Genomic DNA, 25,240 nt, shown 5'->3' on the forward strand with positions numbered 1-25,240 from the left:
TTTGGTTAACCTTTTACTTCTACTCCTGCCCTTACTGCTAATCCTCGCTGGTTATTAGGATTTGGGTATGGGTCTAATCCGTACATTTCTCGTAATCTTGCAACCGCTTCTGCTGGAGGTTTTGAGTTGTAGTAACCGCTCCGGGTCATATATACTCCTGATACTCTTTTTAGGTCCGCTAGTGATTCGCACATCTTGATTCCGGCACCAAATGAGTCAACGACAGGTACGTCACCAATCCTTGAAATCCCGAAGGTTGCAAGGAAAACGTTCATCGGCCCCTCTCCCGGGACAATCACATCAGCTCCTTGAGAGATGGCAGTCTCGGCTGATCTTTGAAATGCCGCAATAACTGGCTCAGGATTATCGAAGCCTGCGAGCACATCATCAAAGCCTGACTCCAGCGGCACAATTGGTCCGAGCTTTTCGCCGAGGCCGTACCGGGCGGCGTTTTGTCTAAGCTCGTCTGCCAATGGGGTTAAAAAATTGACTACTCCGATATGGTCTCCAAGCATGGATGCCATATGGAAGGAGGCTTGCCCATAACCAACCACAGGGATATCAACGAGCGTGCGTGCCTCCAAAAGACCAACGTCAGGAATGGTTCCAATAAACATCGCATCGTATCCTGCGGCTTCAGCCATTAATGCAGCACGAACGAACTGCTCCCGGTGCAGGTTCTGCAGGTAGGAATGAGTAATAAAATGCCCGGGGTAATGTGTGGGATATGTCTCTTCAGACATGCCATGTAGAACGACCTCCACGTCTGGTCGTGCAATCTTCCGCACATGGTTCATGATTGCATCTCGGTATTGAGGAACCCGGTCAATCGTGGTTAGGCTCTGATGCCAGATTTTCATAAAATTTACCTCCTTTTTGTGCTTTTTTCGAAAAAATATATAAAAAGTTCGTTTTTGTTATTAGATTTGTTTCAAAAAAGTGTATCCATGTTTATTTTTGCGGAAATTCATCGTTTGTAAGTGAAATTTAATAGTCTTTGAGCGAATTCTTTAGCTAAATCAGCGGATTCCCCGGTTCTAACAGCGGATTTTCGAGTTCAATCAGCGAATCCAATTTTATGAGCGAATTTAACCATTTTATGGGCGAATTCACCAATCTTATGAGCGAATTTATTAGTTTTATGAGCGAATTCACCCATTCTATGAGCGAATCCTAATCTGTGCCTTTCCACGCCCATGCAATTCAATTATTTTACTGTTACCTTTTCAATGCCTCTTGGACTGCTATCCGTCCAAAGACCGCACATTTCCCTAAAGAACTACCGGTCATGTAACCTGCCCCGTGGAATCCACCAGTCACCTCTCCAGCTGCAAATAATCCTGGAATGGGCTCACTGTAAGGATTCACCACTTGTGCCGCTGAGTTCACCGACACCCCTGCATAAGTTGCCAGCATCGCGACTGTCGACTCAAATGCATAGAATGGTGCCTTCTCAATTGGTGTTGGTTTTCCATAGTTATGTGTTAAAGACTTCCTGCCGAATTGAGGATCTTCTCCGTCTTCAATCCCTTGATTGTATCTGGAGATTGTTTCTTCTAATACTTCATGCGGCACATCAATACAGTCAGCCAATTCCTCCAGTGTGTCCGCTTGATATAGAAGCCTGCGCCGCTTCAGTAATTCCAAATCATAGAGAGGGTCATCGTGAACACTCTTGTTCATAACCGTTTGGTCCCAAACCTGGAAACTCACTTGATCAGGCTGCTCGAAAGCAGCCTTTCCTAATAGCTTATAAGAAATAGACTCGTTAACGAACCGTTTCCCAAATTGGTTGACCATGATTGCACCCTTGTAGAAGGCTAACCCTTGAGACTTTACTGGTCCTGCAGCTGTAGGATGAAATCCATAGGTCCCATTCAAGAATGGTAAATCCTTTAACCAGGCCCCATGCTCACATGCCATCCGTATTCCGTCCCCATGATTTCCACGGCCGCCAATCCTTAGTGCTCCCTTTAATTGGGGGGCAAACTGCACTAATAGATCCTCGCTTTTTGCAAACCCTCCTGATGCAATGATTACCCCTTTGGAGGCATGCGCAAATTGCTCTACCCCTTCGGCCACATATAAAACACGATCAATCCGACCATCGTCATTTTTCAATAGTCTTTGTGCCGGAGCATTAAATCGAATGGTCACGTTTGACAACTGCTTAACCCTTCGCTTAAGTGTTTGAATCGCTTGGTGTGGGTCAATAATATGTCCGCGAGGAACACTGTGACCGCTAACCGCTTCGAGTGAGCGGAACTCAACACCGTGCTCAATAAGCCAATTATATGTCTCTAATTGGTGCTGGCCATAGGCTTCAACAAGTGCCAGTTCATTCACCCCGCCGCCGACCTCAATCATGTCCTCCAATAAGGTCTCAGTTGAATCGATGAAACATGCTTTCTCTTGCAAATCTGTTCCGGCAAAGGCCATATAACCTGAACTAAGAACCGTACTGCCGCCCAGTTCATCCTGTTTCTCCAGAAGAAGGACGTGTGCACCCGTTTCACCTGCCTCAACTGCAGCACACATCCCCGCTAACCCTCCGCCTAAAATAATCAAATCATAGGATTCCATCCATCAACACCCTCTTACTCTAGGTTTTTTAGCACTTCTAATGCTGCCTGGCAAACCTGCATATCGTGAGTATAATGTCCGCCACTAACCCCAACACCACCGATCAGTTCGTTATTGATTTTGATTGGATAACCACCGCCAAAAATAATCAATCTTGGAGTGTGAACAATCCCATGCAGCAATGGTGGATCATCCTTTAATCTGTCGTACCATTCGTGTGTTGCTCTATTATAAGTGGCAGCAGAAAATGCTTTATTTTGAGCAATTTCCAAACTTAATACCGGTGCACCGTCCATGGCGGCAAACGCTTTTAGGTTCCCCACACGATCAACGATTGAGATGCTAAACGGCATACCTAGTTCTTTTCCCTTAACTAGTGCCGCCTCTAACATTTTATTAGCAAGTGCTAGACTGATATTTTTTGATTCAATAGCTGGAATTAATTTTTCCATTATGATTTCCCCTTTCAACTTTTAGAAATATTTATAAATTTACTGGTCGTCCGTAACCAAATGCTTCAATTGCGGTTGCAGTTACAGCGACACTTTTTGGTAAACATAAATCGACGATGACATTAGCAAGGTCACGTGGATGCAACCAATTGTCTTTATTCACATCAAAATCGTCCATCATCTTTGTATTTACTGGACCTGGACAGACCGCATTCACTCTAATTTTGTAAGGCTTTAATTCTTCACCCAGTGCTTTGGAAAATCCGAGACATGCGTATTTGGAAGCAATGTAGGCACTTCTGTCAGGACCGCCTTTTGTTCCCCAAATCGACGATAGATTGATGATCACACCGTGTCTTTTCTCCATCATTTGCGGCACGACTGTCCGAGTACATAAATAGACTCCACGAATATTAACATCTTGTACAAAGTCCCATTCTTTAACCGTCATTTCATTGAACGGCTTAAGGAGCATGACACCCGCATTATTGATTAAAATATCTATCGAACCCAAACTTTCTTGTGTTGTCTGGACTGCTTGATTTATATCCTCTTCTGAACGAACATCCCCAGTAAGGGCGATTGCTTCGCTCCCAACCACCTCAGAAATATAGGAAGCAGTTTCTTTGCTTTCAGATTCATTGTCGGAAAAAACAGCAACTTTAGCACCTTGTTTCGCTAAGAGAATACAGGTCTCTCTGCCGATTCCTCTGCCTCCCCCTGTTACTAATGCCACCTTGTCTTTTAATTCCAAATAAGCTCACCCTTTCTCAAGAAAACCATACTACTTAAACCTCTAGTTTCTTAGAATCAGTTACGTAAGATACGGCATGATCACCGGCACGGCGGCCGAACACAAGACCCCTTAGCACAGATGTCCCGCCTGGATATTTCCCGTAATAAAGACCCGCCGTTTCACCGACTGCGTATAAACCTGGAATCGGATCATGATCTTGAGACAGAACACGCCCATTCGTATCGGTAGCTAATCCACCGTTGGTGAAAACATTGGAGCAGACAATTGGATAGGCTATAAACGGAGCCTTATTAATCGGAATCGCCCAATTGGACTTCGGCGGCGTAATTCCAATCGCCTGTTTTCCATCTTTTTTATCCCAATGAAATTCACCCGGTTGAACAGCAGCGTTATAGGATTCAACCGTAGCCGTTAATTGGCCGACAGGCACACCAATCTTCTCCGCCAGTTCTTCGATCGTATCAGCAACAATGGCCGGTTTATCGGTTTCCACAGCTCGTTCATAGTTTGGAATTTCATACATCTTTTGATCGCCGATCATATAGGCAATATGACCAGGAAGATCGTGGAATATTGTCCGTGCAACCTCTTCATATTGCTCATCGACTGTTGTTTTCCCCTCATCAACGAAACGATTTCCATTCTGATCGACTAGAATAAAGTAAGGGTATGTCATTACAGCAGCCTCTTCCCGTTTACTTCTTGGGTCGACCGGTTCAGCATGGAAAGAATCAAATTGACCAGCCGTTTTTGCCCCTAGCTCCATTGCCATCCGGATTCCTTCACCTTTGTTAAACAATCCACCCTCGGCTACTGTCCGAACTTTATGAGCATCTCTGCCAACATATTGTGCCATCATCTCCTGATTTCCCTGAAATCCACCTGACGCTAACACAACAGCTCCCACTTTTAATTGAAGGGAAGTGCCACCTTTAACCCGCACCATCAGTCCATTGACGGCACCTTCGTCATCAAGAAGTAATTTCCAAGCAGTTGCCTCGTAAATAATCTCTACGCCAAGTCCACCTGCACGGCGGGATAGGGTGTCAACGATGGCACGACCGCCGCCTACTGGAAGTAAACGAGGCCTTGATGCGGTCAAAAACATTGTTGGCAGGTAGTCAAATTCAACCCCTTTTTCCTGGACCCAGCGAAGTGTGCTGCCAGCATCCTTGGCGAGAGTTTCTATGTACTCCCGATCGGAATAGTTGTCTGAAAAAGCCAGCATGTCTTCTACGAAGTTATCAGCAACTTCATCGAGATTCTTCATCCGCATATAGGAGGCAGTCCAACGAGAATTTCCACCCCTATGGTCATAATCAGCTCGTTCTAAAATAGCTATTTTTAAGTTCTTATTTTCCTTTTTAGCCGTTTCAGCGGCAGATAATGCGGCTGAGTTCCCTGCAACTCCACATCCAATGACTACGATGTCGTAATCTACTTCTCTCCTCACAACTAAGTCCTCCTTTAAAGTTCTTAATTTATTAAAAAAGTAAAATCACTTTTTTATTGATGCCTGATTTTCTCCATACTTGTTTTCCCACTCTTTAATCTGATTGAGTTTAAAGAGTGATTGTCGCTCTTCCCACGTACAAATTAACTCGTGAACATTTTCGTGTGAACCTTCGGCTTTTAATATTCTTAACGACTCTGTGATTCCTTTGATGGCAGAGCGGAGGACAGTATTAGCGCAAAGCATGATTTTAAATCCGATATCTTCTGCTTCTTTTAAGGTAATCAGCGGGGTTTTACCACCTTCTACCAGATTTATTACCTGTGGTATCCCTTTTAATGAGCTGGTAATTTGCTTTAATTGTTCCATGGTTGTTGGCGCTTCTACAAAAATAATATCGGCTCCAGCTTCCGCATAGACATTTGCCCTGTCCAATGCATCTTCCATGCCATTTACGGCTAATGCATCCGTACGGGCGATGATTGCTAGGTTTTCATCTCTCCTAGTGTCAACAGCAGATTTTATTTTCCCGACCATTTCATCTTTTGAAATAACATCTTTCCCATTGAAGTGGCCGCATTTCTTAGGTGAAACCTGGTCTTCCATTTGAATCGCTGCTACACCTGCTCTCTCAAACTCTCTAACAGTACGGATAACATTAATCGCATTACCAAAGCCTGTATCGGCATCGACAACAATCGGAATCGTGGTCACATCCGTCATCCTTGCTACAATGTCAACCACTTCTTTTAAGGAAGTCAGGCCTACATCCGCCCACCCTAATTGAGCATTGGATATTCCAGCTCCAGTGGCGTATATCGCTTGAAAGCCGATTTCTTCTATTAATCTAGCAGACATTGCATCATAAGCACCTGGTAAGATAAATGAACCAGGTTGGTGTAATAGTTTTTGGAACTCTTTCGTTTTATTCACTTTTTATAGCCCCCCTTTTTTTAAAATTATCTTTTAATAAAACTTCTGGTTAGCCGATTTGAACAACTCCTTGAATCCACCCATGCTCTTGATAAGAATTTTTCACTTTTCCGAGGATCTGTTCGTGCCAAATGATAGAAAGAACACCATTATCATTGGATGTTAACTCTGAAACTGATTTTAGCGGAATCAATTCTTTTTCTTTTGTAACAATCATTTCTAGCACTTGTGATTGATTTGATCCTCTTACTGTGACTACATACTTTCCCGGAGCAGGCAATGTATAATGAGGCATTACACTTAGTGAAGTACCGTCCCATTCACATGCCACTTCATAGAGACGTCCTAAAAATGCTGGCAGATCCTCAATATTTCCACTTGCCAATTTTTCACGAATACAAGTTGAACTAATTTTCTCCCCCTGGTATTCCACTTTATCTACCTTTGTCACTTCGAGGATCCCGCCTGAATCACTTATCAAGCGGTCCATATTTCCAACTCCACGAAAACCATAGGTATAATCAAAGCCGGCAACTGCATGGACGACTCCAAGATCAACTAAATACTTAGCTGCAAACTTTTCTGGGGAAAGTGACGCAAATTCTCTATCGAATTCAACGATATAAAATATGTCGACCCCCAGTTCACAGAATATCTTTTCCTTTTCAGAAAGCGGCATCAGATAATCAACATGTGTCTTTCCATTGGATAAAACTGTTCTGGGATGTGGAAAGAAACTCATCACAGATAGTGAAAGATTCCTTTCTTTTGCTTTCTGAAAAGCTGTTTTAATCACTTCACGGTGTCCATTATGAATACCATCAAAAAATCCTAGGGCCATGACGCTGAGGCTTGCTTTTTGCTGATAGTCCGCTAGATTTTCCGGGTTCAAATAAATCGTTTCCATGCAGTTCCCTCCTAATCATTTAACCTAAGCCTCAATCATTATTAAATATTTTTCGTATTGCTTGAAAGACCACATAATTCTCGCCCTAAGTTTTCTTTGGAGGTAATTGGCGAAACTGTTCTGTGGGTGTATAAGGCAGCAAAGTCACGTCCGATTCTTTGCATCGGGTTCCCATTACCCACATAGGCCGAACCCGTTGCAAGGATTAAGATATCGATGGCTTCCTTACAGGACTGCACCGCATAGCCGATATTGGCCAATGCTTTGACTCTTTCAAATTTACTCATGTACGCGCCACTTACAGCGCAAGCATCAAGGTGGTCAGCGACTTGGTAAAAGTGCATGGTAGCGGTTTCAATTTTTAGGGATGCTTCTGCAGCTTGATGATGAGTGGTAACGGCATCACTTAGGTATTCAACCCCCAAATTCGCCGCTCTTCGATTTGGCAATTTTTCCATGAATAATTCTAAAGCAGCCTTCGCCATCCCTAAGCCCGGAACACCGATTGACATCGCCAGCGCAGGGAATAGTGCTGTATTATAGAGTGGAATATCTCGAAAATGATTAGATTGAAACTTTCCAGCAATGGCGTCTGTAAAGGATACAACGCGGTGATCTGGAACAAAAACATTTTTCATATTGATACTGTTACTTCCTGTGCCGCAAAGTCCCATTACATGCCAATCGTCCGTAATTTCCACTTGGCTCATTGGTAAAGTAATCAAGCCTTGATCAACGACGTTTCCATCTTCATCGACAATTGGCATTCCGAAGTATCCCCATGTCGCATGAAGGGAACCAGAGCAAAACGGCCAATAACCTTCTTCAATGATGTAACCGCCTTCAACCTTTTTCACCTGAATCTTTCTTGGTTCAAATACACCTGAAAAAACAATATCATCACCAGATCCGTAAATTTCCTGATGCGTCATTTCAGAAAAGGATTCCGATATCATCAATTCCCGAATACAACATAGGGCAACAATCCAGCCGGTTGATCCACAGCCACGGGAGATTTCCGTCACAATATCCGTATACGTTCTCATGTTTGTTTGGTAGCCGCCAAATTGTTTTGAGCGAAGGATATAGAAAAGGCCGGACTCTTTTAATTCGTTAATTGTGGCATCTGGAATTCTCCGAATTTCCTCTGTCTCTTTTGCCCGTTCACGTAATCTTGGTACAAACGATCGTGCCTTTTCTACCAGTTCAGTCTGTACATCCAAGATAGTACTCGTCATCATTGCATCTCTTCCCTTCCCATTTGATTTAGCCCATCTATTTTAGTAAGTATTAAATGAAGTTTTGTTCATAATTAAATTTTAGAAAATTCGGTAACTTCAATCTAGAGTAAAAATCGTTTGAGTTAGCGCAGTTTTTAGATAGTTTTTATTGGTTTTTTTATTTGCATGAAGTTTGTATCGAATTTTGATCTCCTTTTTTCGTTATTTATCCATAAAAAAACACCTAAAATTTGATTTAGGTGCTTATCTGGCGGATAACCTTCCATTACTAGCGGATAGCTGCTATTTTCTGGCGGATACCACTTCTTTACTGGCGAATACGCATCTTTTACTGGCGGGTACCACTTCTTTACTGGCGAATACGCATCTTTTACTGGCGAATAGCGCCTTTCTTCCTAGTATCTAAGGGCATTCGATTCCAATCCTGCCAGAACCCGTCCGTAGTTTTCTTTTGTGATCGTTGGTGAAAGCGAGCGGTGTGAATACAGTGTCCAAAAATCACGGAAAATTCTTTGGAGAGGGTGTCCCTCATAAACAAACCCTGATCCACTAGCGAGCATCAAAATATCGAGAGCCTCTTTACACATCTGATTTGCATAACCGATATCTGCCAATGTCTTTACTCGTGCGTGACGATCCATGTGTTTCCCGCTTTCCGCCCAGGAATCAATCTCATGAACGACACGATAATAATGCATTTCAGCGGTATCAATTTTTAAAGAGGCATCAGCCAACAGAAGATGGGTGCTTGTGGCATCTTTGGAGTATTCAACCCCAATATGACTAGCTCTTCGATTGGGAAGGAATTCCTGGAAGAAATCCATTGCAGCCTTCACCACCCCTAAGCCAGGCAAACCTAATGATAAGATCAGGGATGGAAAGAGTGCCGAATTATATAGTGGAATATCACGCAGGTGCTGTGAATTAAAATTTCCGTTCAAAACTTCAGAAAATGAAACGCAACGATGTTCTGGGATAAAAACATTGGTCATTTTAACACTGTTGCTGCCTGTTCCTTTTAAGCCCATCGTATGCCAATCATCCATGATTTCTAACTCATCAAATGGCACCGTCATTAAAGCTTGATCGACTAATTTTCCGTCCTCGTCTGTAATCGCCATCCCAAAGTATCCCCATGTCGCATGAAGGGAGCCAGAGCAAAACATCCAAAATCCTTCTTCAACCAAATACCCGCCAACCACTTTCTTCGCAATGCATTTTCTTGGTTCATAAACCCCAGCAAATAGAACATCTTCCTCATTTTCTCCAAAAATCTCCAGATGCGTTTTTTCTGTAAAAGATTCAGCGACCATTAGTTCCCGAATCGCACAGAGCGCTACAATCCAGCCAGTTGAAGCACAGCCCCGAGAAATCTCGACAATACAATCTGCATAGGTCTTCATATTGGTTTGTAAGCCGCCATATCGTTTCGGACGGAGCAGCTTGAACATACCTGCTTCCTTTAATTCCATTATTGATGTTTCAGGGATTCGACGAATTTCTTCTGTTTCCTTCGCCCTTTCCCTTAATTTCGGAACTAATGAGCTAGCCTTTTCTACAAGAATATTGTCAAATTCTTTAAGTTTCGTCATTAAAACATCTCCTCTTTTTCTTTTACATGTGAAATAAAACGTGAGGCATTTTCTCCGGCAATTTTCCCAAAAACAGATCCGGCCATTAAGCCCGCACCACCAGGGTAGTTAAAGTAGAATAGGCCGCCTACCAGTTCACCAGCAGCATATAACCCTGGAATCGATTGGGACAATAGGTCTTGAACCTCGGTATTAGTGTTTATTTTTAAGCCGCCAAACGTAAAGGTAATTCCGCAAGTGACGGCATATGCCTCAAATGGACCTTCATCCAAGGTATTGGCCCAATTGGATTTCCGCACCGCTAACCCATCTGTACAACGGCCATCCTTAATATTTGGGTTGAATGGTATATTTTTACTGACAGCCTCATTGTATTCCGCTATCGTTTTTAAAAAACCTTCCTTATCTACCCCATCAAGCTTATCCGCCAATTCTTCCAAGGTATTAGCTTTGACCTTTGTTACCTTTCGTCCCCGATATTCCTCTCGTAAAAGCCCTGCTACTTTAGCATCGAATACCTGCCAAGCAAACTGTCCTGGCTGCTCAAGAATCATTTTTCCGTATTTCGCATACGTATAGTTTCGAAAGTCAGCTCCCTCATCAACAAAACGGTTTCCTTCTGCGTTAACGATGATGCCAAAGGGATAACTGAGTTTTTGAAATCCTTCTGTAAATTCTGGAAGATAACGATCTCCACCAACCGAATGACAGCCTGACCAGTTTCCAGCTGCAAGAGCTCCAATATTTAGCGCCATTTGAATGCCCTCACCGGTATTAAAACGGCTCCCTCTTGCTTTAGCTAAATCCCAATTGGGACCTAAGTATCGAGTTCTCATTTCAGGGTTGGCATGAAAACCACCAGATGCTAAGATAACCGCTTTCGCATGAACTTCTGTTGTTTTCCCATTATGCTTAAAAACGACTCCATGTACGCCATCATCATCGTGAATGAGTTCGGTCGCCATTGCATTAAATAAAACTTGAACACCTAAACTCTCTGCTTCAGCGTGGAGTGCTCCAACTAAACCTGGCCCACCCCCTACGGATTCAACAATCATTCCACCCCAAAATTTAAAAATGCCATTCACCTTAAAGGCTTGGCGCCCGTAGATTGGCACCCACCTTACCTTATGGGACTGCATCCATTTCATTGTTTCGAAGCTTTTACTTGTTAAGAGGGAGGCAAGCTCTGGGTCAGTACGATATTCCGTTATACGGCACATATCATCAAAAAATTCTTCCTCCGTATAAGCCCCAAAATCTGTCATGTCTAGATCTTCCTGCGTAAGGTCCGGCATAATTTGTTTTAACTCTTCGACATCCTTATAGGCAAAACGAATGGAGCCATGCGTGTACGTGCTATTGCCCCCTTTTTCAACCTCTGGAGCTTTTTCAAGCACAATGACATTGGCACCATTTTCCCGTGCAGCTATTGCAGCACACATGGCGGCATTCCCTGCCCCTACTACAACAATATCAGTTTCATAGATTTTGTTTTCCGTCACAAAACTGTCCCTCGCTTTCCAAAAAAACTGACTCAAGCTATTTCCTGAGTCAGCCTATAAATCACGCTTCGATCGTTGGTTTATTCAACTCCTTATCGCTTACGGTTTCTCCCCAATAGGTGTTAGCAATCGAGTGATCTTCCTCCGTCCACTCGACCGGTTCCCAGTCTGGTTCAAAAATTAAATAGGATCCGCTAAATAACTCCACACGGCAGCCGCTGCCTGGGTCACATACATAGAGATAAAACGCCTGCGAAACACCGTGTTTACCTGGCCCAATAAATTTGATACCTGCTTCAGCCAAAATATCAGCTGCTCTTAGGATATCTTGAGCGCTATCGTGCCAATAGGAAATGTGATGAAGCTGGTTTGGTGTTTCTGCTTGCGGTCTTGAAATAACTGCAATATCGTGAACTAAAGGAGTGACGCTCATCCAGCCTGCAACGGTCGTTTTTTCATGGTATCTCACATATTCACGAAGCTTAAATCCTAATTGGCTGCCTAAGTAATCGAGAATTTCACCGACATCCATGGAAGTAGCAATATTTACATGGTCAAATCGCCTTGGCGAGCAGCCGCGCGCCCATGCTTTGTACGTTTGATTTTTTAAGACGGAACGTCTTTTTTCATCTGCCTTAGGCTTGTCCACATCATAGTAAATTTCAAAAGAATGCTGGCTTGGCAGTTTAAAGCGTATCGCTCGTCCTTGACCAGCTTCTTCGCCCGCTTCAATCCAGTTAACCTCTGTTCCGGCTTTCTCAAGCAGCTGGGCAAAGCCCTCCACATCTTCCGGACGTTTCGTTCTCCAGCCGATATGATCAACATACCCTTTCTCTCCTGCTGTTAAAGAAAGAGAGTGATGTTCAAAGTCGCCCCATGCACGTAAGTAATAGGTCCCGTTTTTTTCTTCTGTTACTTCTAATCCAATAACATCCCTGAAAAACCATAAAGATTTTTCCAAATCCGGTGTGACGAGTGCTACATGTCCTAACTTTGCAATCTCTGGTAAAGTCATCTTTATACCTCCGCTCCTAATGTTTTTTAAATTGTACTAGAGAAATAGTTTTGAATTAAATTATTAAAGCTTTCTTGGTTCTCAATTTGCGTCCAGTGGCCGCATTGACCGTATACATGCAATTGAACATTCTGGAGATGTGAGAGTAGGTAATAGCTAGATTCAACCGAGCAAACCATATCGTCACGTCCATGAACAAGTAATATTGGATTTTTGATCCGTTTAAGTGCAGTTACTGGCACAGGGACAGCTGCTGTTGCAAAGATAGATTCGTTAGAAAGATGGATTTCTGGACGCATCGCTGTCTCATATCGCGTAGCAGCAAGTGAGTCAATTTCTGGAGCAAGTTTTTCCACATCATACACGAACCAGCCCATAATTTGACGCATTTTCTTCTCAGATGGATTGTCGTAGAAGCCCTTTGCACGAGCTAGTTCATGACTTAGCTTTGTATTCGGTGTCCCTCCAGGTCCCATTAAGACAACCCGGCCAAAACGTTCAGGATATTCTAGTAATAGTTCCAATGCAATGGAACAGCCTAACGAATTCCCAACCACGTGAGCCTTTTGTATCCCGTAGCGATCCAGCAGTTCAATCAACTGATTTACCCAAAGGTCCATCCATCCCTGTCTGTTCTTTGGAGTTGACTCTGGATGTCCACTCTGTCCGAAGCCAAGCAGGTCTGGAGCAATACAGTCATATGTTTCACCGCATGCATTTAATGCGTATCGCCAGTTAGCCCAAGCGAAAACACCAGGTCCTGAGCCATGTAAGAATAATATAGTTTCAGAATTCCCCTCACCCGCTCGATTTACAAATGTTTCAAAGTTATCCGTTTTAACTAATTGTTGAGTAATGTTTGCCATTTTGAAAATCTCCTCCTTCTGTAAATAAAACAATCATGGGAACATCCAATAGAATGTAACCCCTTTCATTTTTTATATTTTAACCCTATCTAAATTTTAGAAAATTCAATAATTTTAATCTAGAGAAAAAATCATCTGACTTCCTACTATTTTTAGATAGTTTTTATTGGTTTTTTAATTATATTTCTACGACTATTTTGTCTTCCATTTCATTCTGATCTTTCTTCGATAATTTAAGTGTTGTGAGTGTGATTAAACTGATAAGCAGGAATCCAGCTATAATAAACATTGCTTGTTTAAAAGTGAAAACACCCATTATATAGGGTCCAACGAAACCGCCTAATGAGGAAAGAGTGCTTACTAAAGCAATGCCAACAGGTGCAGTAGATTCTGAGAAGAAGAAAGTGATATATGCATAAAAAGTACCTGATATACCATATAAACCAGCGGAGGTAATGGAGAGCATTAAGACCATAAATGGAACGCTTGATACAAAAGCACAGCCAATGAATCCAACCATGGCAATAAACACACTTGCTCCTAAATGCAATTTGAGTGAGTTCGTTCGATCTGCATTCCATCCCGTAAAAAGAATCGACGGAATCGCAACAATCGATGGAATCATAGCTAACCAGCCAATTTGTAAGTTAGTTGTTGAAGATGAAGATAAAGTTTTAATAATGGTTGGCATCCAATAAGAGAGTGCATTCACTGCAATAAAACCAGCGATATTAAATAAAGCTAATTTCCACAATTTTGACTCTTTCAACATGCCAAGATGAGAGGTTTTATTTAACTTGGCACTTAGTTTTCGTTCCTTATCTAATTCTCCCTCAAGCCAAGCTTTTTCTTCCGTCGTTAACCATTTTGCGTTAGCAGGTTTATTGGTCAAATAAAATATAACCACAACCCCTAAAATAACAGCTGGCACACCTTCTAAGATAAACATCCATCTCCACCCCGCCAAACCACTCCATGAAATTGTATCCATGATCCAAGTTGACAACGGGGCACCGATCAACGCACTTAATGGCAAGGCAACAAAAAAGAGCGCTGTTGCTTTCCCGCGTTCCCGTGCCCTAAACCAATATGTTAAATATAGTATGATCCCTGGGACAAATCCTGCTTCAGCTGCACCCAGTAAAAAGCGTAATATATATAAGTGGGTTGCTGATTGGATAAAGCCTTGTAACATAACGACAATTCCCCAAGTAATCATAATACGGGCAATCCACAACCGTGCCCCCACCTTATTCAAAATCATATTACTAGGAACTTCAAAGAGGAAATAACTGATAAAAAATAGACCAGACAACAAGCCAAATACTTCAGCTGTTAATGACAAATCCGCATTCATCTGTAAGGCTGCATAACCCATATTGACTCGGTCTAAAAAGGCAACCACATACAAAAGCAAAATAAATGGTAAAATTCTCTTCATTGTTTTCTTCACCGTGCTTTTTTCAATCAGATTAATAGATTGTCCTTGATTCAAATAAATTCCTCCCTATAAATAGCTTGAATTTGAAAGTGCTTACATTTTTATATTTTAGGAAATTCTGTATATTACATCTAGAGTAAAAACTATTGGAGTTTAAACTATTTTCAAGTTGTTTTTGTTGGTTTTTATCAAATGATGAACTCAATAAATAAGAGCAATCCGATTAGGACTGCCCTTAGTTGTTTATATTTCTAGCTCTCCTAATGCCATCAGTGAGTCAAGAATTAGCAAGAGCTGATAGCTTTGGGAAGAATCCCGCAAATCTTTATTGATGAGCGTTTCAATCTTATTGATTCGATACATTAGACCACTCATAGATAAGGAAAGGTCATCCATCGTCTGCTGAAGTTTTCCACCATTGGATAAAAAGACATAGAGTGTTTTCAGTAACTCTTTTTGTTTCACATCATTTAATTTATATAGTGGTCCTAATTCTTGTTTTGCGATTTTCTTAATCCCGCTTACATTTTTTGAATTTATTAGGACACCAACTATCCCTAAATCTTTAAAACCATTAATTTTTTTATCTGTGGACATCCGTAAGGCAATTAATGACTCTTCGAAATAATCCAATATACTCTCAATATCCTCGGATTTATCGCTTATCCCGACTTTATAATGATAAGATGAATACGTTGTTTCAATATGTTTCAGGATTTTTTCCATTACAGCGATAATATTTGCTGTTTCGGGTATCAGCATTATAATCTGACCCTCATACTGACCAATTAACGCTTTATATCCTTGGATATCGAGATACTTGGCAATGGTCTCTAATATTTGGTCATAGTGATCAAAGCTATTCTGGGTGGTCATTCCCTTCTCTTTATAATCAATTGCGGCAATATAAAAAGGGTTCTCAAGGTTAAAGCCCATATGCCAGCCACGCTTGATAATTTCCTCCTTGGAGGAATATTGCCCCTTAAGGATTTGTTCTAAAAAATACCCCTTCATTTTTTCAAGTGCTTCAAAACTTGTTTTTTCGTTTAAAAGGTACAATGAGGCGGCATTGGCAACCCTCTCTATAAACATAATATCCGTTTCCGCACTTTTCCCTAGGTCATTTATATAAAAAAAGGTACAATATCCAATTACTTTTTTTTGGACAATAATGGGCGTAATCAAACGTTCCTGATTTTCTGTCTTTATTCTAGTCGTTTCATTAAATAATGGCAGCAGGTTGTGATTATTCCTATTTTTTCGAATTAAATTCTCTTTTAGGTTGTTATTAAGACTAATATATTGCTCATCTGTCAGCCCTGAGTAAACAATTTTTTGGAAGCTTAAATCTTCAATAGAAATTGGGATTCTCAATAATTTTAAAGTGCTATCAGCAATATCCTGAAGATTGCTTCCATTCGAAACACTTTCCGTTAATTTCTTATGAAATTTAGATACGGTTTCGATAAAATTCCGCTGCTCTAACAATTGCTCATAAGTATACTCCAGTTCATCGATGATATTACTTTCATGATAGAATTTAAGTTCCTCTTGAATTTCATTTCCCCAATCCTCTTGCAATCTTGCTTCGAAGCAGCATTCAGCATCTCCCATAGCAATACAGCTAATTTCCTTAACAATGACACTCTTCCTGCAGACAGTTGACATATAACCGCTTGCATATCCTGTCAAGGTATGACATACCGGTGCTTCTGATTGGCCATGGTGCTTGATATGCTCCATGGCTTCAAATGAGTCAATCCATTTTCCTTTGCCAAGGATCGATTTAATGGTTTCTGCATCACTCATTTCGATTATTCTTTCGGACTTCATGTCTCTAAAATGCCCCGTGCTTAAATGAAGAATCGATGCTTGATTAAGAAGGTCATTGATCGATGAACTTGTTTTCATTGCTTCATCTGCATCACTAACACCTAAATTCCAACCATAACGAAGTAGAAACCCTTTTGCTCTTTTAGTCCCTAGATTCTCTATTAATCCTTTCCTTAGGAGTCCAAAAGCAGCAGAAGTTGAAAGGATTTTTTTATTTCCATCTTCTGTGGAGCTAGGTTTATATGATTGGGCTACGTTATTCAATATTAATTCCCCCTCTCAATTTAAGGGTTAAAAGGAGTTTACATGGCTTTTCTTTATACTTGGAACGACTTTATTTATTTGTTCGCCAAGATCAATTAATCCATTTGAGCTACGAATTTGGCAGCGAATGACATCGCCATCCTTCAGGTATTTTCCACTGATTAACTGTCCCTCTTCAAGTAAATCCAACTTTTGTTGATAAGGAATAGCCATGTTTGATAAAAGTTCCAATACTTGTGGAGTTAAATTTAGTGCAACCCCGCCTGCAGTTCCAGTAACAATCAGATCCCCAGGGGATAAATCCATAATTTCCGAGAGCTCTGTAAGGGTTTCTGCCGGTTTGTAAAGCAGTTGATTTGAATTGGCAGATTGCCTTAATTCATCATTCACCCAAAGATTTAACTCAAGATCATGAATCAATGGCAGTTCTTCCTTGTCGAGCAAATAAAGATAAGGACCTGTTGGACAAAAAGTTCGGTAGCTCTTACCTTTCAACCATTGCCCCTGAGAAAGCTGAACATCTCGCGCAGAAACATCATTAACAATCACCAGCCCGGCGATATACTGATGAAGGTTTTCGTCTGTTATATCTGAAGCCTCTGAGATTTCTGTTCCGATTACCAGACCAAGTTCCAATTCATAATCTAGTAGCTTAACATCGCGCGGCCTTACAATTTCGCTAGTGGCGCCGCAAAGGGAACTGTCAGCTTTGCTAAAAATCATATTAAAAGGAGCTCGTGCAGCTTCCATTCCCGTCTCAGCACGATGCTCTGAGTAATTGACTCCCTGACAAACGATTTGTGCTGGCTTTGTCACTGGACTCAAAATGGTCACTTCATTTAATGCAACACATACTGTATTATCTTGAGCATTGATGGTACGAGCTTCTTCTTTCCCATGCTCCAAAAAATCAGCTAAACTTTGGTATGTACCTGATAAAAGGCGGATTTGATCTCCTGATACCACTCCCCATTGCTCTTTTTGTTCCTTTTCGAATCTAACAACTTTAATACCCATTTTGCTACCCCTCATTTTATGGAATTTTTTTTCTTACAATAAAGACTCCTCACATAACGATATACAAGGAGTCTTCAAACATAATTCGAACTAGTGTTTTTTAATTTTTATCGGTTTCGTTTGAAGCTCGCTGATACTGAACCCAACTGTTCAAATTCTGCTGTGAATGTATCCCCATCCTCAATGACTATCGCCTTTGAAAGAGCCCCAGCAAGAATAATTTCACCAGCATATAGAGAGATACCGTAATTACCTAGGGCATTAGCAAGCCAAGCAACGGCTTGCGCGGGATTCCCCATTACTGCTGCACTTACAGCAGAGTCTAAAAATTGATTATTCCTATATACGTTCATGCCAATTTTGGTGAGGTCAAGCCCATCTATCTTAGCAGATGTTTTTCCGATAACCGCCCCTGCTGAAGAGCCATTGTCTGCTACCGTATCTTCGAACTTGATTTGCCAGTTTCTAATCCGACTGTCAATAATTTCGAGTGCCGGTACGATGTAATCGGTTGCTTCAATGACGTCATTCATTGTTACTCCAGGACCCTTTAAATCTTTTTTTAAGACAAAGGCGATTTCGAATTCAATCTTTGGCTGGATAAACTGATTTAGTCCAATCGTCTCTCCATCCTCATAGATCATGTCATTAAGAAGGTGCCCATAATCAGGCTCGTTCACATTAAACATATCCTGCATTGCTTTACTTGTTAGACCAATTTTTTTCCCAACAATTACTGCACCTTTATCCACTTTATGATGAATTTGGTGCAGCTGAATTTGGTAGGCTTCATCCACAGAAATTTCTTCTGTGGATGAAGTAAAGGGAGCAATCGGCTGTTTCTCACTTTCCGCTTCCATTAGTGCTGTAGCAGCTTTTTGAATATCCATTACCATTACTCCTTTATGTCGATGCTTTTAAAGCATGGTTGTGATTTTTTTTAATTTGATGTAACAGATGATTCCTCTAATAAGGTACGATAGCGTCCGCTATAAAAAAGAAGTGGTTCAGCATCTTCAAGCTTAATACCAGTCACCTTTCCGATAAAAAGAGTATGATCCCCTTCTACGTGTTCAGCAGATACTTCACAGGCAATTTGGGCGACGGCACCGGCTAATACTGGTTTCCCATCAAGACGGTCAAAAATGACTTCCCGTGGCTCTTTTATTTGTCCAGCAAAAATCATTGAAAGTTCCTGTTGATCTGCAGCTAAAATATTGACTGAAAATGTTTGACTTTGTTTTATTTTCTCAAGGATTTTAGCTTTTTCCCCAATCGAGATGACAACTAGCTTTGGACTGAGTGACACGGACATGAAGGCATTTGCAGTCATTCCATGCACATCACCCTCGACATCCGTTGCAATAACGGTTACACCTGTTGCAAATTTTCCCATCGCGGTTCTAAATAATCGATCATCCATTCTAAAAACCCCTTTCTACTTTTCCGATTATGTTATCTTAAATTATCTATTAAACTCTTATGCTTCGATCGTCGGATTGTTTTCTGGTAGTGTGTCCGTTTGATCACCCCAGAAGGTAAAACCAACATCCATTTCATCCAATGTCCACACGATAGGCTCCCAGTCTGGTTCAAAGATTAAATACCCATTGGTAAACAACTCTAAGCGGACTCCGCTGCCTGGGTCGACAACGTAAATGTACATAGCTTGGGAAATACCGTGTTTACCAGGACCTTTAAACTTGATCCCATTTTCAGCTAAGATATCGGCTGCACGAAGAAGGTCTTGGGCATTATCAAGCCAGTATGACAAATGGTGTATTTGATGTGTTGATGGTGAAAATGGATCATGGCTTACTGCGATATCATGTACCAATGGTGTGACACTTAACCAAGCACCAATTAAAGATTCATCTGGTGCTTGAACACATTCCCTCATTTTAAAACCTAGCTTTTCTATTAAATAATCAGAAATGACATTTGCCTTTAAGGATGACAGAATATTGACATGGTCAATTCTTCGAGGAGAAACACCGCGTGCCCATGATTTATACGTCTGATTCTTTAACACGGACCGTTTGGACGGCTCTGCTAATGTTTTTTCCATGTCATAATAAATTTCAAAGCGATGCTCACTTGGCAATTGGAAACGAATCGCTCTTCCTTGCCCCGCCTCTACACCCGCTTCAACCCAATTTACTTCGGTCCCTGCTTCCTTTAGAAGTTGGGCAAATCCTTCAACATCTTCCGGTCGTTTTGTCCGCCAGGCAATGTGGTCTACATACGACTTCTCTCCTGCAGTAATTGAAAGCGTATGATGTTCAAAATCACCCCATGCGCGTAAATAATGGGTACCGTTAACTACTTCTGTTTCTTCAAGACCAATTAACTCTTTGAAGAACCAAAGTGATTTGTCAAGATCCGTTGATACTAATGCCACGTGCCCTAATTTTGCGATTTCTGGTAAACTCATACCATATACCTCCTAATTTTCAAAAAAATTAATAATAAATACACTTTTGGTACTAGTCAGATATTTCAGGTTGCACTTTTGAAAAGATTAGTAGAAGGATATTAAACAAAATAAGTATTCGGTTCTTGTCCACACAAGACTCTACCATAAGTTTCAATTAAACTTGATGGAGTGATGAAGCCATGTAAGTGCATGGTTAGAAAATCTCGATAAACTCTTTGAATTGGGTTTGTCTCATATGTGAACATCGAGCCAACCCCAGCAACTAGCAGATCAATCGCTTCTTTACATAATTGGTTCACATAACCAAAGTCTGCTTTTACTTTAACAATTTCATTTTTATCCATTACCTGCCCACGCTCGGCATAGGAATCAATCTTATCTACTGCTCGATAAAGATGCATCTCAGCTGAATCAATTTTCAGCTGCGCTTGGGCAACTTGGTGATGTGTTATAGGTGCTTCAGCTTGTTTGTTATAGAAGGTATTTCCTATACCCGCTTTTGGAAGCCTTTCCATAAACAAATCCATTGCGGCCTTTGCGAGTCCCAACGCAGGAGCTACAATCGACAAAGTTAGTGAAGGAACAAATGATGACCTGTATAAGGCGACATCTTTTAGTGGCTCAATGAGATAATGGCCTTTACTGGCTAGACGATCCAATGAGACACGGTGATCTGGTACAAACACATTTTTAATATGACAGCTATTACTGCCCGATCCCTTTAGACCCATTACATACCAGTCGTCAAGGATTTCTAATTCGTGACGAGGTATAACCATAATGGCCATTTCTACGCCGCCGTTTTCATCGAAGATTGGAAACCCAAAGTAACACCAGTCAGCATGTGGACTTCCTGATACAAACGGCCACTGCGCTTCCTCGATAAAATAGCCGCCATCTACCTTTTTGATGTCACATTTGATTGGCTTAAAGTTTCCGGCTAGGACGACATCTTCTCCTTGTTTGTAAATTTCGCTTAAAGCTTTTTCTCCAAACGTATAAGAAATCATATAATCCCTAATATTACTAAGTGCGACAAACCAGCCTGCCGACCCGTTTCCACGAGATATTTCAGTGACAACCTCTGTATATGTCCGCATATCTGTTTGAAAACCGCCAAATAGATGTGGACGTAATACCTTTAACGTACCTTCATTTTGCATATCATCAATAATAGCTTTGGGTAATGAATTAGTCTTTTCAATTTCTTCCCCATATTCACGTAATTTTGGAATCAGGGACCTGGCCTTTTCTACCAATTCTTTTTTTGTATCCAACACACTTTGTTCCATTAGAGTACCCCCCGCAAAATAGTGGTTGTTCCTTTTTTCATTAGCCCGTGGAATTAGTTAAATACACGTTGGTTTAAATCAATGTCCTGATATTTTTCTCCTACAAGCTTAGCTACTCGACGCATATGTTTCTCCATTAATCTTTTGGCCATTTTACTGTCCTTTTCTCGTAGACTATAAAAAATGATCCAATGCTCCGTTTGAGACTGTTTTCTTCGCTCATCCGTGAATAATTCTTCTGGGTTTCCTACAAAATTCAGGTAATCCCAAAGTGTCTTCGCGAGATTAAAGGTATAAGTTAACTTTGAGGCTTCATAAATGGTGCGATGAAAATCAATATTTAAGCTAGAGTATTCATCAGCTGATAACCTAGGATTATCCATTTTTGTTAAGATTTCTTCCAAAAAATGAAATTCCTCTTCGTTCAGATTTAATGCAGCCTGCTCAGTCATTAATGCATCTAAATTGGCACAAACCAATAATCGTTCTAAAACATCTTCTGGGTCAGGTCTTTTTACGAAGACACCAACCTGCGGAATAATTGTGAGAAATCCTTCTTGCTCAAGTTTAGATAATGCCTTGTGGACGGGTGTCCGGCTCATATTTAGTTTTTCCGTAATCTCATTCACATTTATCGAGGTTTCTGGTTCCCAGATTCCTTCAATGATTAATCTTTTAATATAGCGATAAGCCTTATCAATTTTCATATCATACACCTGCTATTTTCTAGGATTAGTTACCCCTATAATATTTCAATTCACTAGCGAGTGTCTATTGTCACTTTAGGATATACTAGAGTTTTATCCTAATCTATTATAATGACGATCAAGGGTGTGTTAGTTTTCGTTTATAGGTCACCATTGAAAAAATCCGATGTTAATTTGATAAATCTTTCTTTTTGTTCGACTTGCGCCCAATGTCCACAGCGCTTAAAGACATGCAGCTGTGCATTTGGCAAATAGTCCATTACATATAGGCTGCTTTGGAGTGGTACAAAACGGTCAGCATGTCCGTGAATTAGTAAAATAGAATGGTCCATTTGTTTCAGTGCTGAAGGCGGGATAAGCATATCCGACAAATGTGATTTCGAGAAATTCTCCTCATATGATCTGCGAACTTCGGGCTTTAAAAATAGCTCTAATCGCTCAGACACAATGTTCTCCAATTCATCTTCAAGGATGCTTTTATCAAATAAGAACCAGCTTAATAAATTTTTGAATGCAACTGGATCTGGGTCTTTATGGAAGTTTGCTAGTTTTGCAAGTTCTGGAGTTGGTTCTGTTAAACCGCCGCCAGCCCCCATCAATACTACTTTATCAAATCGATCCGGTGCATACATGAGCAGATGAAGGGCAATGACACCACCGAGGGAATTCCCAACTAAGTTGGCCTTTTCAACCCCTAAATTATCCATTAACAGCAATACCTGTTTGATCCGCTCATTCATCCACTCTACACCATTTTTCGGATAGACCTCAGGATGATCGGTATTGCCAAAACCGAAAATATCAAGTGCCACTACGTGAAATTTCTCATTAAAATGTGGTAATATGTGCTGCCAGTTTGATTTAGCACTTACCCCTGGTCCGCTTCCATGAAGAAAGATGATCGTTTCAGAGGAGTTGTCACCACCTTCATGGATAAAGGTTTGATAGTTTCCTGTTTGAACCTTCTTTGTTTCAACTACTGTCATATTCGTTACCCTCACTTTGTAAAATAATTTTTATCATTAATTCTCTTGGATCTAAAATTTCAGTAACATGTTATAACTATGAATATAGTGGTTAAAATGGTAATAAAAGCGCTTTCTTTAACTGACTATAATTTTACCTCGGGTTGTTTATTCTTGTCAATAAATTCTGAAAACTTTATATGTTAGAAATTATTCTAGCAATCTAGCTCAGCCAATGTGCCGAAGTTGATCCTGGCGCCCGTGATTATAGCCACTTTACCTTCTAATCTCTTCAATCAACTCTCCCCTTTCTGCACAGTCTATCATTTATTAACCTGTTTATTTTCATCGGATGATAGGAAGGTAGAATTATGGGATAGGATGTTACCCATGCCGCCGCCAACAAAGATTTTCTGTCCTGTCACATAGTCCGATAATCCTGACGCTAAGAATAAGCACACACCTGCAATATCCTCAGCTCTCCCCATTCTTTGCATCGGAACTTCTTTTTTGGCAAGTGCTGCTGTAAATTGATCTCGTTCAGGACTAGGAGGCATTAATTCATCCCAAAAAGGAGTCATAATCGGACCTGGCGAAATGACGTTAACATGGACTCCTAGCGGCGCAAGTTCAAAGGCGAGATTATGGGTAAGACTCTCCACCGCACCTTTGGCAGCATGGTAATGCAGGACAACCGTATAAGCATTGAATGCCCCTATCGAAGAGAAATTAACGATTTTTCCATACCTTTGTTTTTTCATGTACGGTAAAATTTCCATAATTGGATTAAGGGTACCATTAAGATTTAACTTTATGGTTCTGTCCCAATCCTTCATGTTAATATTTTCACTGCTCCCGTTAGCACCAAAGGTACCTCCTGCACAATTTACTAAAATATCAATTCTGCCAAATTCCTCCATCGTCTGATCTACTGTTGCTTTAATCATTGATTGATCCGTAACGTCCACCTGATTATAGGCACGCGCTTGCCCGCCGCCTGTTTGGATGTTATCTGCGACGATTCGGGCAGCATTAAAATCCAAATCGGCAATGACTACGGTCGCGCCTTGTTCGGCGAATTTTTTAGATGTAGCTTCTCCCATGCCCTTTGCTCCACCAGTTATAACGGCTATTTTATCTTTTAACAGCATTTTATATCCCCCTTTGCTTTTTGGATTGATGTCTATATTCCTCTTACACCGCCATCAGATACGATGGATGTACCGGTCATATAGGATGATTCATCAGAAACCATGAATAAAATTGTTTTTGCCTGTTCTTCTGGTGTGGACATTCTGCCCAATGGGATGATTTTTTCCATGTGAGGGGTATTCGGATTATCGGCAATCATTTCCGTATAGACCACTCCCGGCAATAAGCAATTCACCCTGATGCCTTTTCCGGCATACTCAGCAGCTACTACCTTTGACATATGGGTGATTCCTGCTTTAACAAAACTATAGAGGGCATGGGTAGGCATGACACTGACTGCAGATAAAGAGGTCACATTGACAATGTTTCCTGAAGACCGTTTTTCCATATGCGGGAGGACCAACTGCATGGCACGGAAATAAGAATACGCATCAAGTGCAACGAATTCATCCCAATCACTGGTTGTTAATTCAATAAATGGTTTTTCAATAATTCTCCCTGCATTATTGATAAGAATATCAATTTGACCAAATCTCTCTAACGTACAATCTACTAAATTTATGATTTTTTCTTCGTCCGTCATATCTGTCTGTACGAAAATCGCTTCTCCCCCCTGGCTATTGATGAAATCAACGATTCTCTCTCCGTTTTCCCTTCTTCTTCCGACAACTACAACTTTTGCACCCTCTGCAGCAAATAATTTAGCCGTTGCTTCGCCAATTCCGGAAGTACTGCCACTTACAATCGCCACTTTATTTTGTAATCTTTGTAATGAATTCCCCATCATTCGTCCCCTCTCATGCAATAATTTTTTTCATATAAAAAGCT

23 protein-coding genes are annotated in these 25,240 nt (G+C 41.0%); all 23 read right to left on the minus strand.

Going from position 1 to position 25,240, the window contains the following annotated elements:
- Nucleotides 1-5: 5 nt before the first annotated feature.
- The gene (locus AB7942_RS00305) at nt 6-860 is read right to left on the minus strand and encodes an aspartate/glutamate racemase family protein (protein ID WP_369445403.1); all 855 of its coding nucleotides are present in this window, start codon (nt 858-860) and stop codon (nt 6-8) included.
- A 358-nt stretch (nt 861-1,218) separates the two neighbouring features.
- Nucleotides 1,219-2,583, minus strand: a complete 1,365-nt coding sequence (locus AB7942_RS00310; protein ID WP_369445404.1) for an FAD-dependent oxidoreductase — start codon at nt 2,581-2,583, stop codon at nt 1,219-1,221.
- Between the two features lie 14 nt (nt 2,584-2,597).
- Nucleotides 2,598-3,035, minus strand: coding sequence for a GlcG/HbpS family heme-binding protein (locus AB7942_RS00315; protein ID WP_098932963.1), 438 nt, complete (start codon nt 3,033-3,035; stop codon nt 2,598-2,600).
- Nucleotides 3,036-3,066: 31 nt separating this feature from the next.
- On the minus strand, nt 3,067-3,789 hold the full coding sequence (locus AB7942_RS00320; RefSeq protein WP_369445405.1) for an SDR family NAD(P)-dependent oxidoreductase: 723 nt from the start codon (nt 3,787-3,789) through the stop codon (nt 3,067-3,069).
- A 34-nt stretch (nt 3,790-3,823) separates the two neighbouring features.
- The gene (locus AB7942_RS00325; protein ID WP_369445406.1) at nt 3,824-5,245 is read right to left on the minus strand and encodes an FAD-binding protein; all 1,422 of its coding nucleotides are present in this window, start codon (nt 5,243-5,245) and stop codon (nt 3,824-3,826) included.
- Between the two features lie 45 nt (nt 5,246-5,290).
- Nucleotides 5,291-6,178 (minus strand): isocitrate lyase/PEP mutase family protein, encoded by an 888-nt coding sequence (locus AB7942_RS00330; protein ID WP_369445407.1) that lies wholly within the window; start codon nt 6,176-6,178, stop codon nt 5,291-5,293.
- Nucleotides 6,179-6,227: 49 nt separating this feature from the next.
- Nucleotides 6,228-7,085, minus strand: coding sequence for an adenylyltransferase/cytidyltransferase family protein (locus AB7942_RS00335; RefSeq protein WP_369445408.1), 858 nt, complete (start codon nt 7,083-7,085; stop codon nt 6,228-6,230).
- A 41-nt stretch (nt 7,086-7,126) separates the two neighbouring features.
- Nucleotides 7,127-8,326 carry an acyl-CoA dehydrogenase family protein gene (locus tag AB7942_RS00340; protein ID WP_369445409.1) on the minus strand — a complete coding sequence of 400 codons (1,200 nt, stop codon included), beginning with the start codon at nt 8,324-8,326 and terminating at the stop codon, nt 7,127-7,129.
- Nucleotides 8,327-8,721: 395 nt separating this feature from the next.
- Nucleotides 8,722-9,918 carry an acyl-CoA dehydrogenase family protein gene (locus AB7942_RS00345; RefSeq protein ID WP_369445410.1) on the minus strand — a complete coding sequence of 399 codons (1,197 nt, stop codon included), beginning with the start codon at nt 9,916-9,918 and terminating at the stop codon, nt 8,722-8,724.
- The gene (gene tcuA, locus AB7942_RS00350; RefSeq protein ID WP_369445411.1) at nt 9,918-11,423 is read right to left on the minus strand and encodes an FAD-dependent tricarballylate dehydrogenase TcuA; all 1,506 of its coding nucleotides are present in this window, start codon (nt 11,421-11,423) and stop codon (nt 9,918-9,920) included. The genes AB7942_RS00345 and tcuA overlap by 1 nt, the downstream gene beginning before the upstream one ends.
- Before the next feature lie 61 nt (nt 11,424-11,484).
- Entirely contained in the window at nt 11,485-12,438 is a 954-nt protein-coding gene (locus tag AB7942_RS00355; protein WP_369445412.1) for a VOC family protein, read from the minus strand.
- Nucleotides 12,439-12,464: 26 nt separating this feature from the next.
- Nucleotides 12,465-13,304 carry an alpha/beta fold hydrolase gene (locus tag AB7942_RS00360; RefSeq protein WP_369445413.1) on the minus strand — a complete coding sequence of 280 codons (840 nt, stop codon included), beginning with the start codon at nt 13,302-13,304 and terminating at the stop codon, nt 12,465-12,467.
- A 178-nt stretch (nt 13,305-13,482) separates the two neighbouring features.
- Nucleotides 13,483-14,799 (minus strand): MFS transporter, encoded by a 1,317-nt coding sequence (locus AB7942_RS00365; RefSeq protein WP_369445414.1) that lies wholly within the window; start codon nt 14,797-14,799, stop codon nt 13,483-13,485.
- Nucleotides 14,800-14,988: 189 nt separating this feature from the next.
- Nucleotides 14,989-16,842, minus strand: a complete 1,854-nt coding sequence (locus AB7942_RS00370; RefSeq protein WP_369445415.1) for a V4R domain-containing protein — start codon at nt 16,840-16,842, stop codon at nt 14,989-14,991.
- Between the two features lie 27 nt (nt 16,843-16,869).
- Nucleotides 16,870-17,859: a fumarylacetoacetate hydrolase family protein gene (locus AB7942_RS00375; RefSeq protein ID WP_369445416.1), complete on the minus strand. Its 990-nt coding sequence runs from the start codon at nt 17,857-17,859 to the stop codon at nt 16,870-16,872.
- 107 nt (nt 17,860-17,966) lie between these two features.
- Complete coding sequence (locus AB7942_RS00380; RefSeq protein ID WP_369445417.1) at nt 17,967-18,749, minus strand: 2-keto-4-pentenoate hydratase; 783 nt, start codon at nt 18,747-18,749, stop codon at nt 17,967-17,969.
- Nucleotides 18,750-18,799: 50 nt separating this feature from the next.
- Nucleotides 18,800-19,282 (minus strand): flavin reductase family protein, encoded by a 483-nt coding sequence (locus tag AB7942_RS00385; RefSeq protein ID WP_369445418.1) that lies wholly within the window; start codon nt 19,280-19,282, stop codon nt 18,800-18,802.
- A gap of 57 nt (nt 19,283-19,339) precedes the next feature.
- Nucleotides 19,340-20,293, minus strand: coding sequence for a VOC family protein (locus AB7942_RS00390; protein WP_335713245.1), 954 nt, complete (start codon nt 20,291-20,293; stop codon nt 19,340-19,342).
- 101 nt (nt 20,294-20,394) lie between these two features.
- The gene (locus tag AB7942_RS00395; RefSeq protein WP_369445419.1) at nt 20,395-21,588 is read right to left on the minus strand and encodes an acyl-CoA dehydrogenase family protein; all 1,194 of its coding nucleotides are present in this window, start codon (nt 21,586-21,588) and stop codon (nt 20,395-20,397) included.
- 53 nt (nt 21,589-21,641) lie between these two features.
- Nucleotides 21,642-22,295: a GntR family transcriptional regulator gene (locus tag AB7942_RS00400; protein WP_369445420.1), complete on the minus strand. Its 654-nt coding sequence runs from the start codon at nt 22,293-22,295 to the stop codon at nt 21,642-21,644.
- Between the two features lie 140 nt (nt 22,296-22,435).
- The gene (locus tag AB7942_RS00405) at nt 22,436-23,281 is read right to left on the minus strand and encodes an alpha/beta fold hydrolase (protein ID WP_369445421.1); all 846 of its coding nucleotides are present in this window, start codon (nt 23,279-23,281) and stop codon (nt 22,436-22,438) included.
- A 302-nt stretch (nt 23,282-23,583) separates the two neighbouring features.
- Nucleotides 23,584-24,411 carry an SDR family NAD(P)-dependent oxidoreductase gene (locus AB7942_RS00410; RefSeq protein WP_369445422.1) on the minus strand — a complete coding sequence of 276 codons (828 nt, stop codon included), beginning with the start codon at nt 24,409-24,411 and terminating at the stop codon, nt 23,584-23,586.
- A 32-nt stretch (nt 24,412-24,443) separates the two neighbouring features.
- Nucleotides 24,444-25,199 (minus strand): SDR family NAD(P)-dependent oxidoreductase, encoded by a 756-nt coding sequence (locus AB7942_RS00415; RefSeq protein ID WP_369445423.1) that lies wholly within the window; start codon nt 25,197-25,199, stop codon nt 24,444-24,446.
- Between the last annotated feature and the right edge of the window lie 41 nt (nt 25,200-25,240).

The organism is Neobacillus sp. BF23-41 (genome assembly GCF_041106275.1).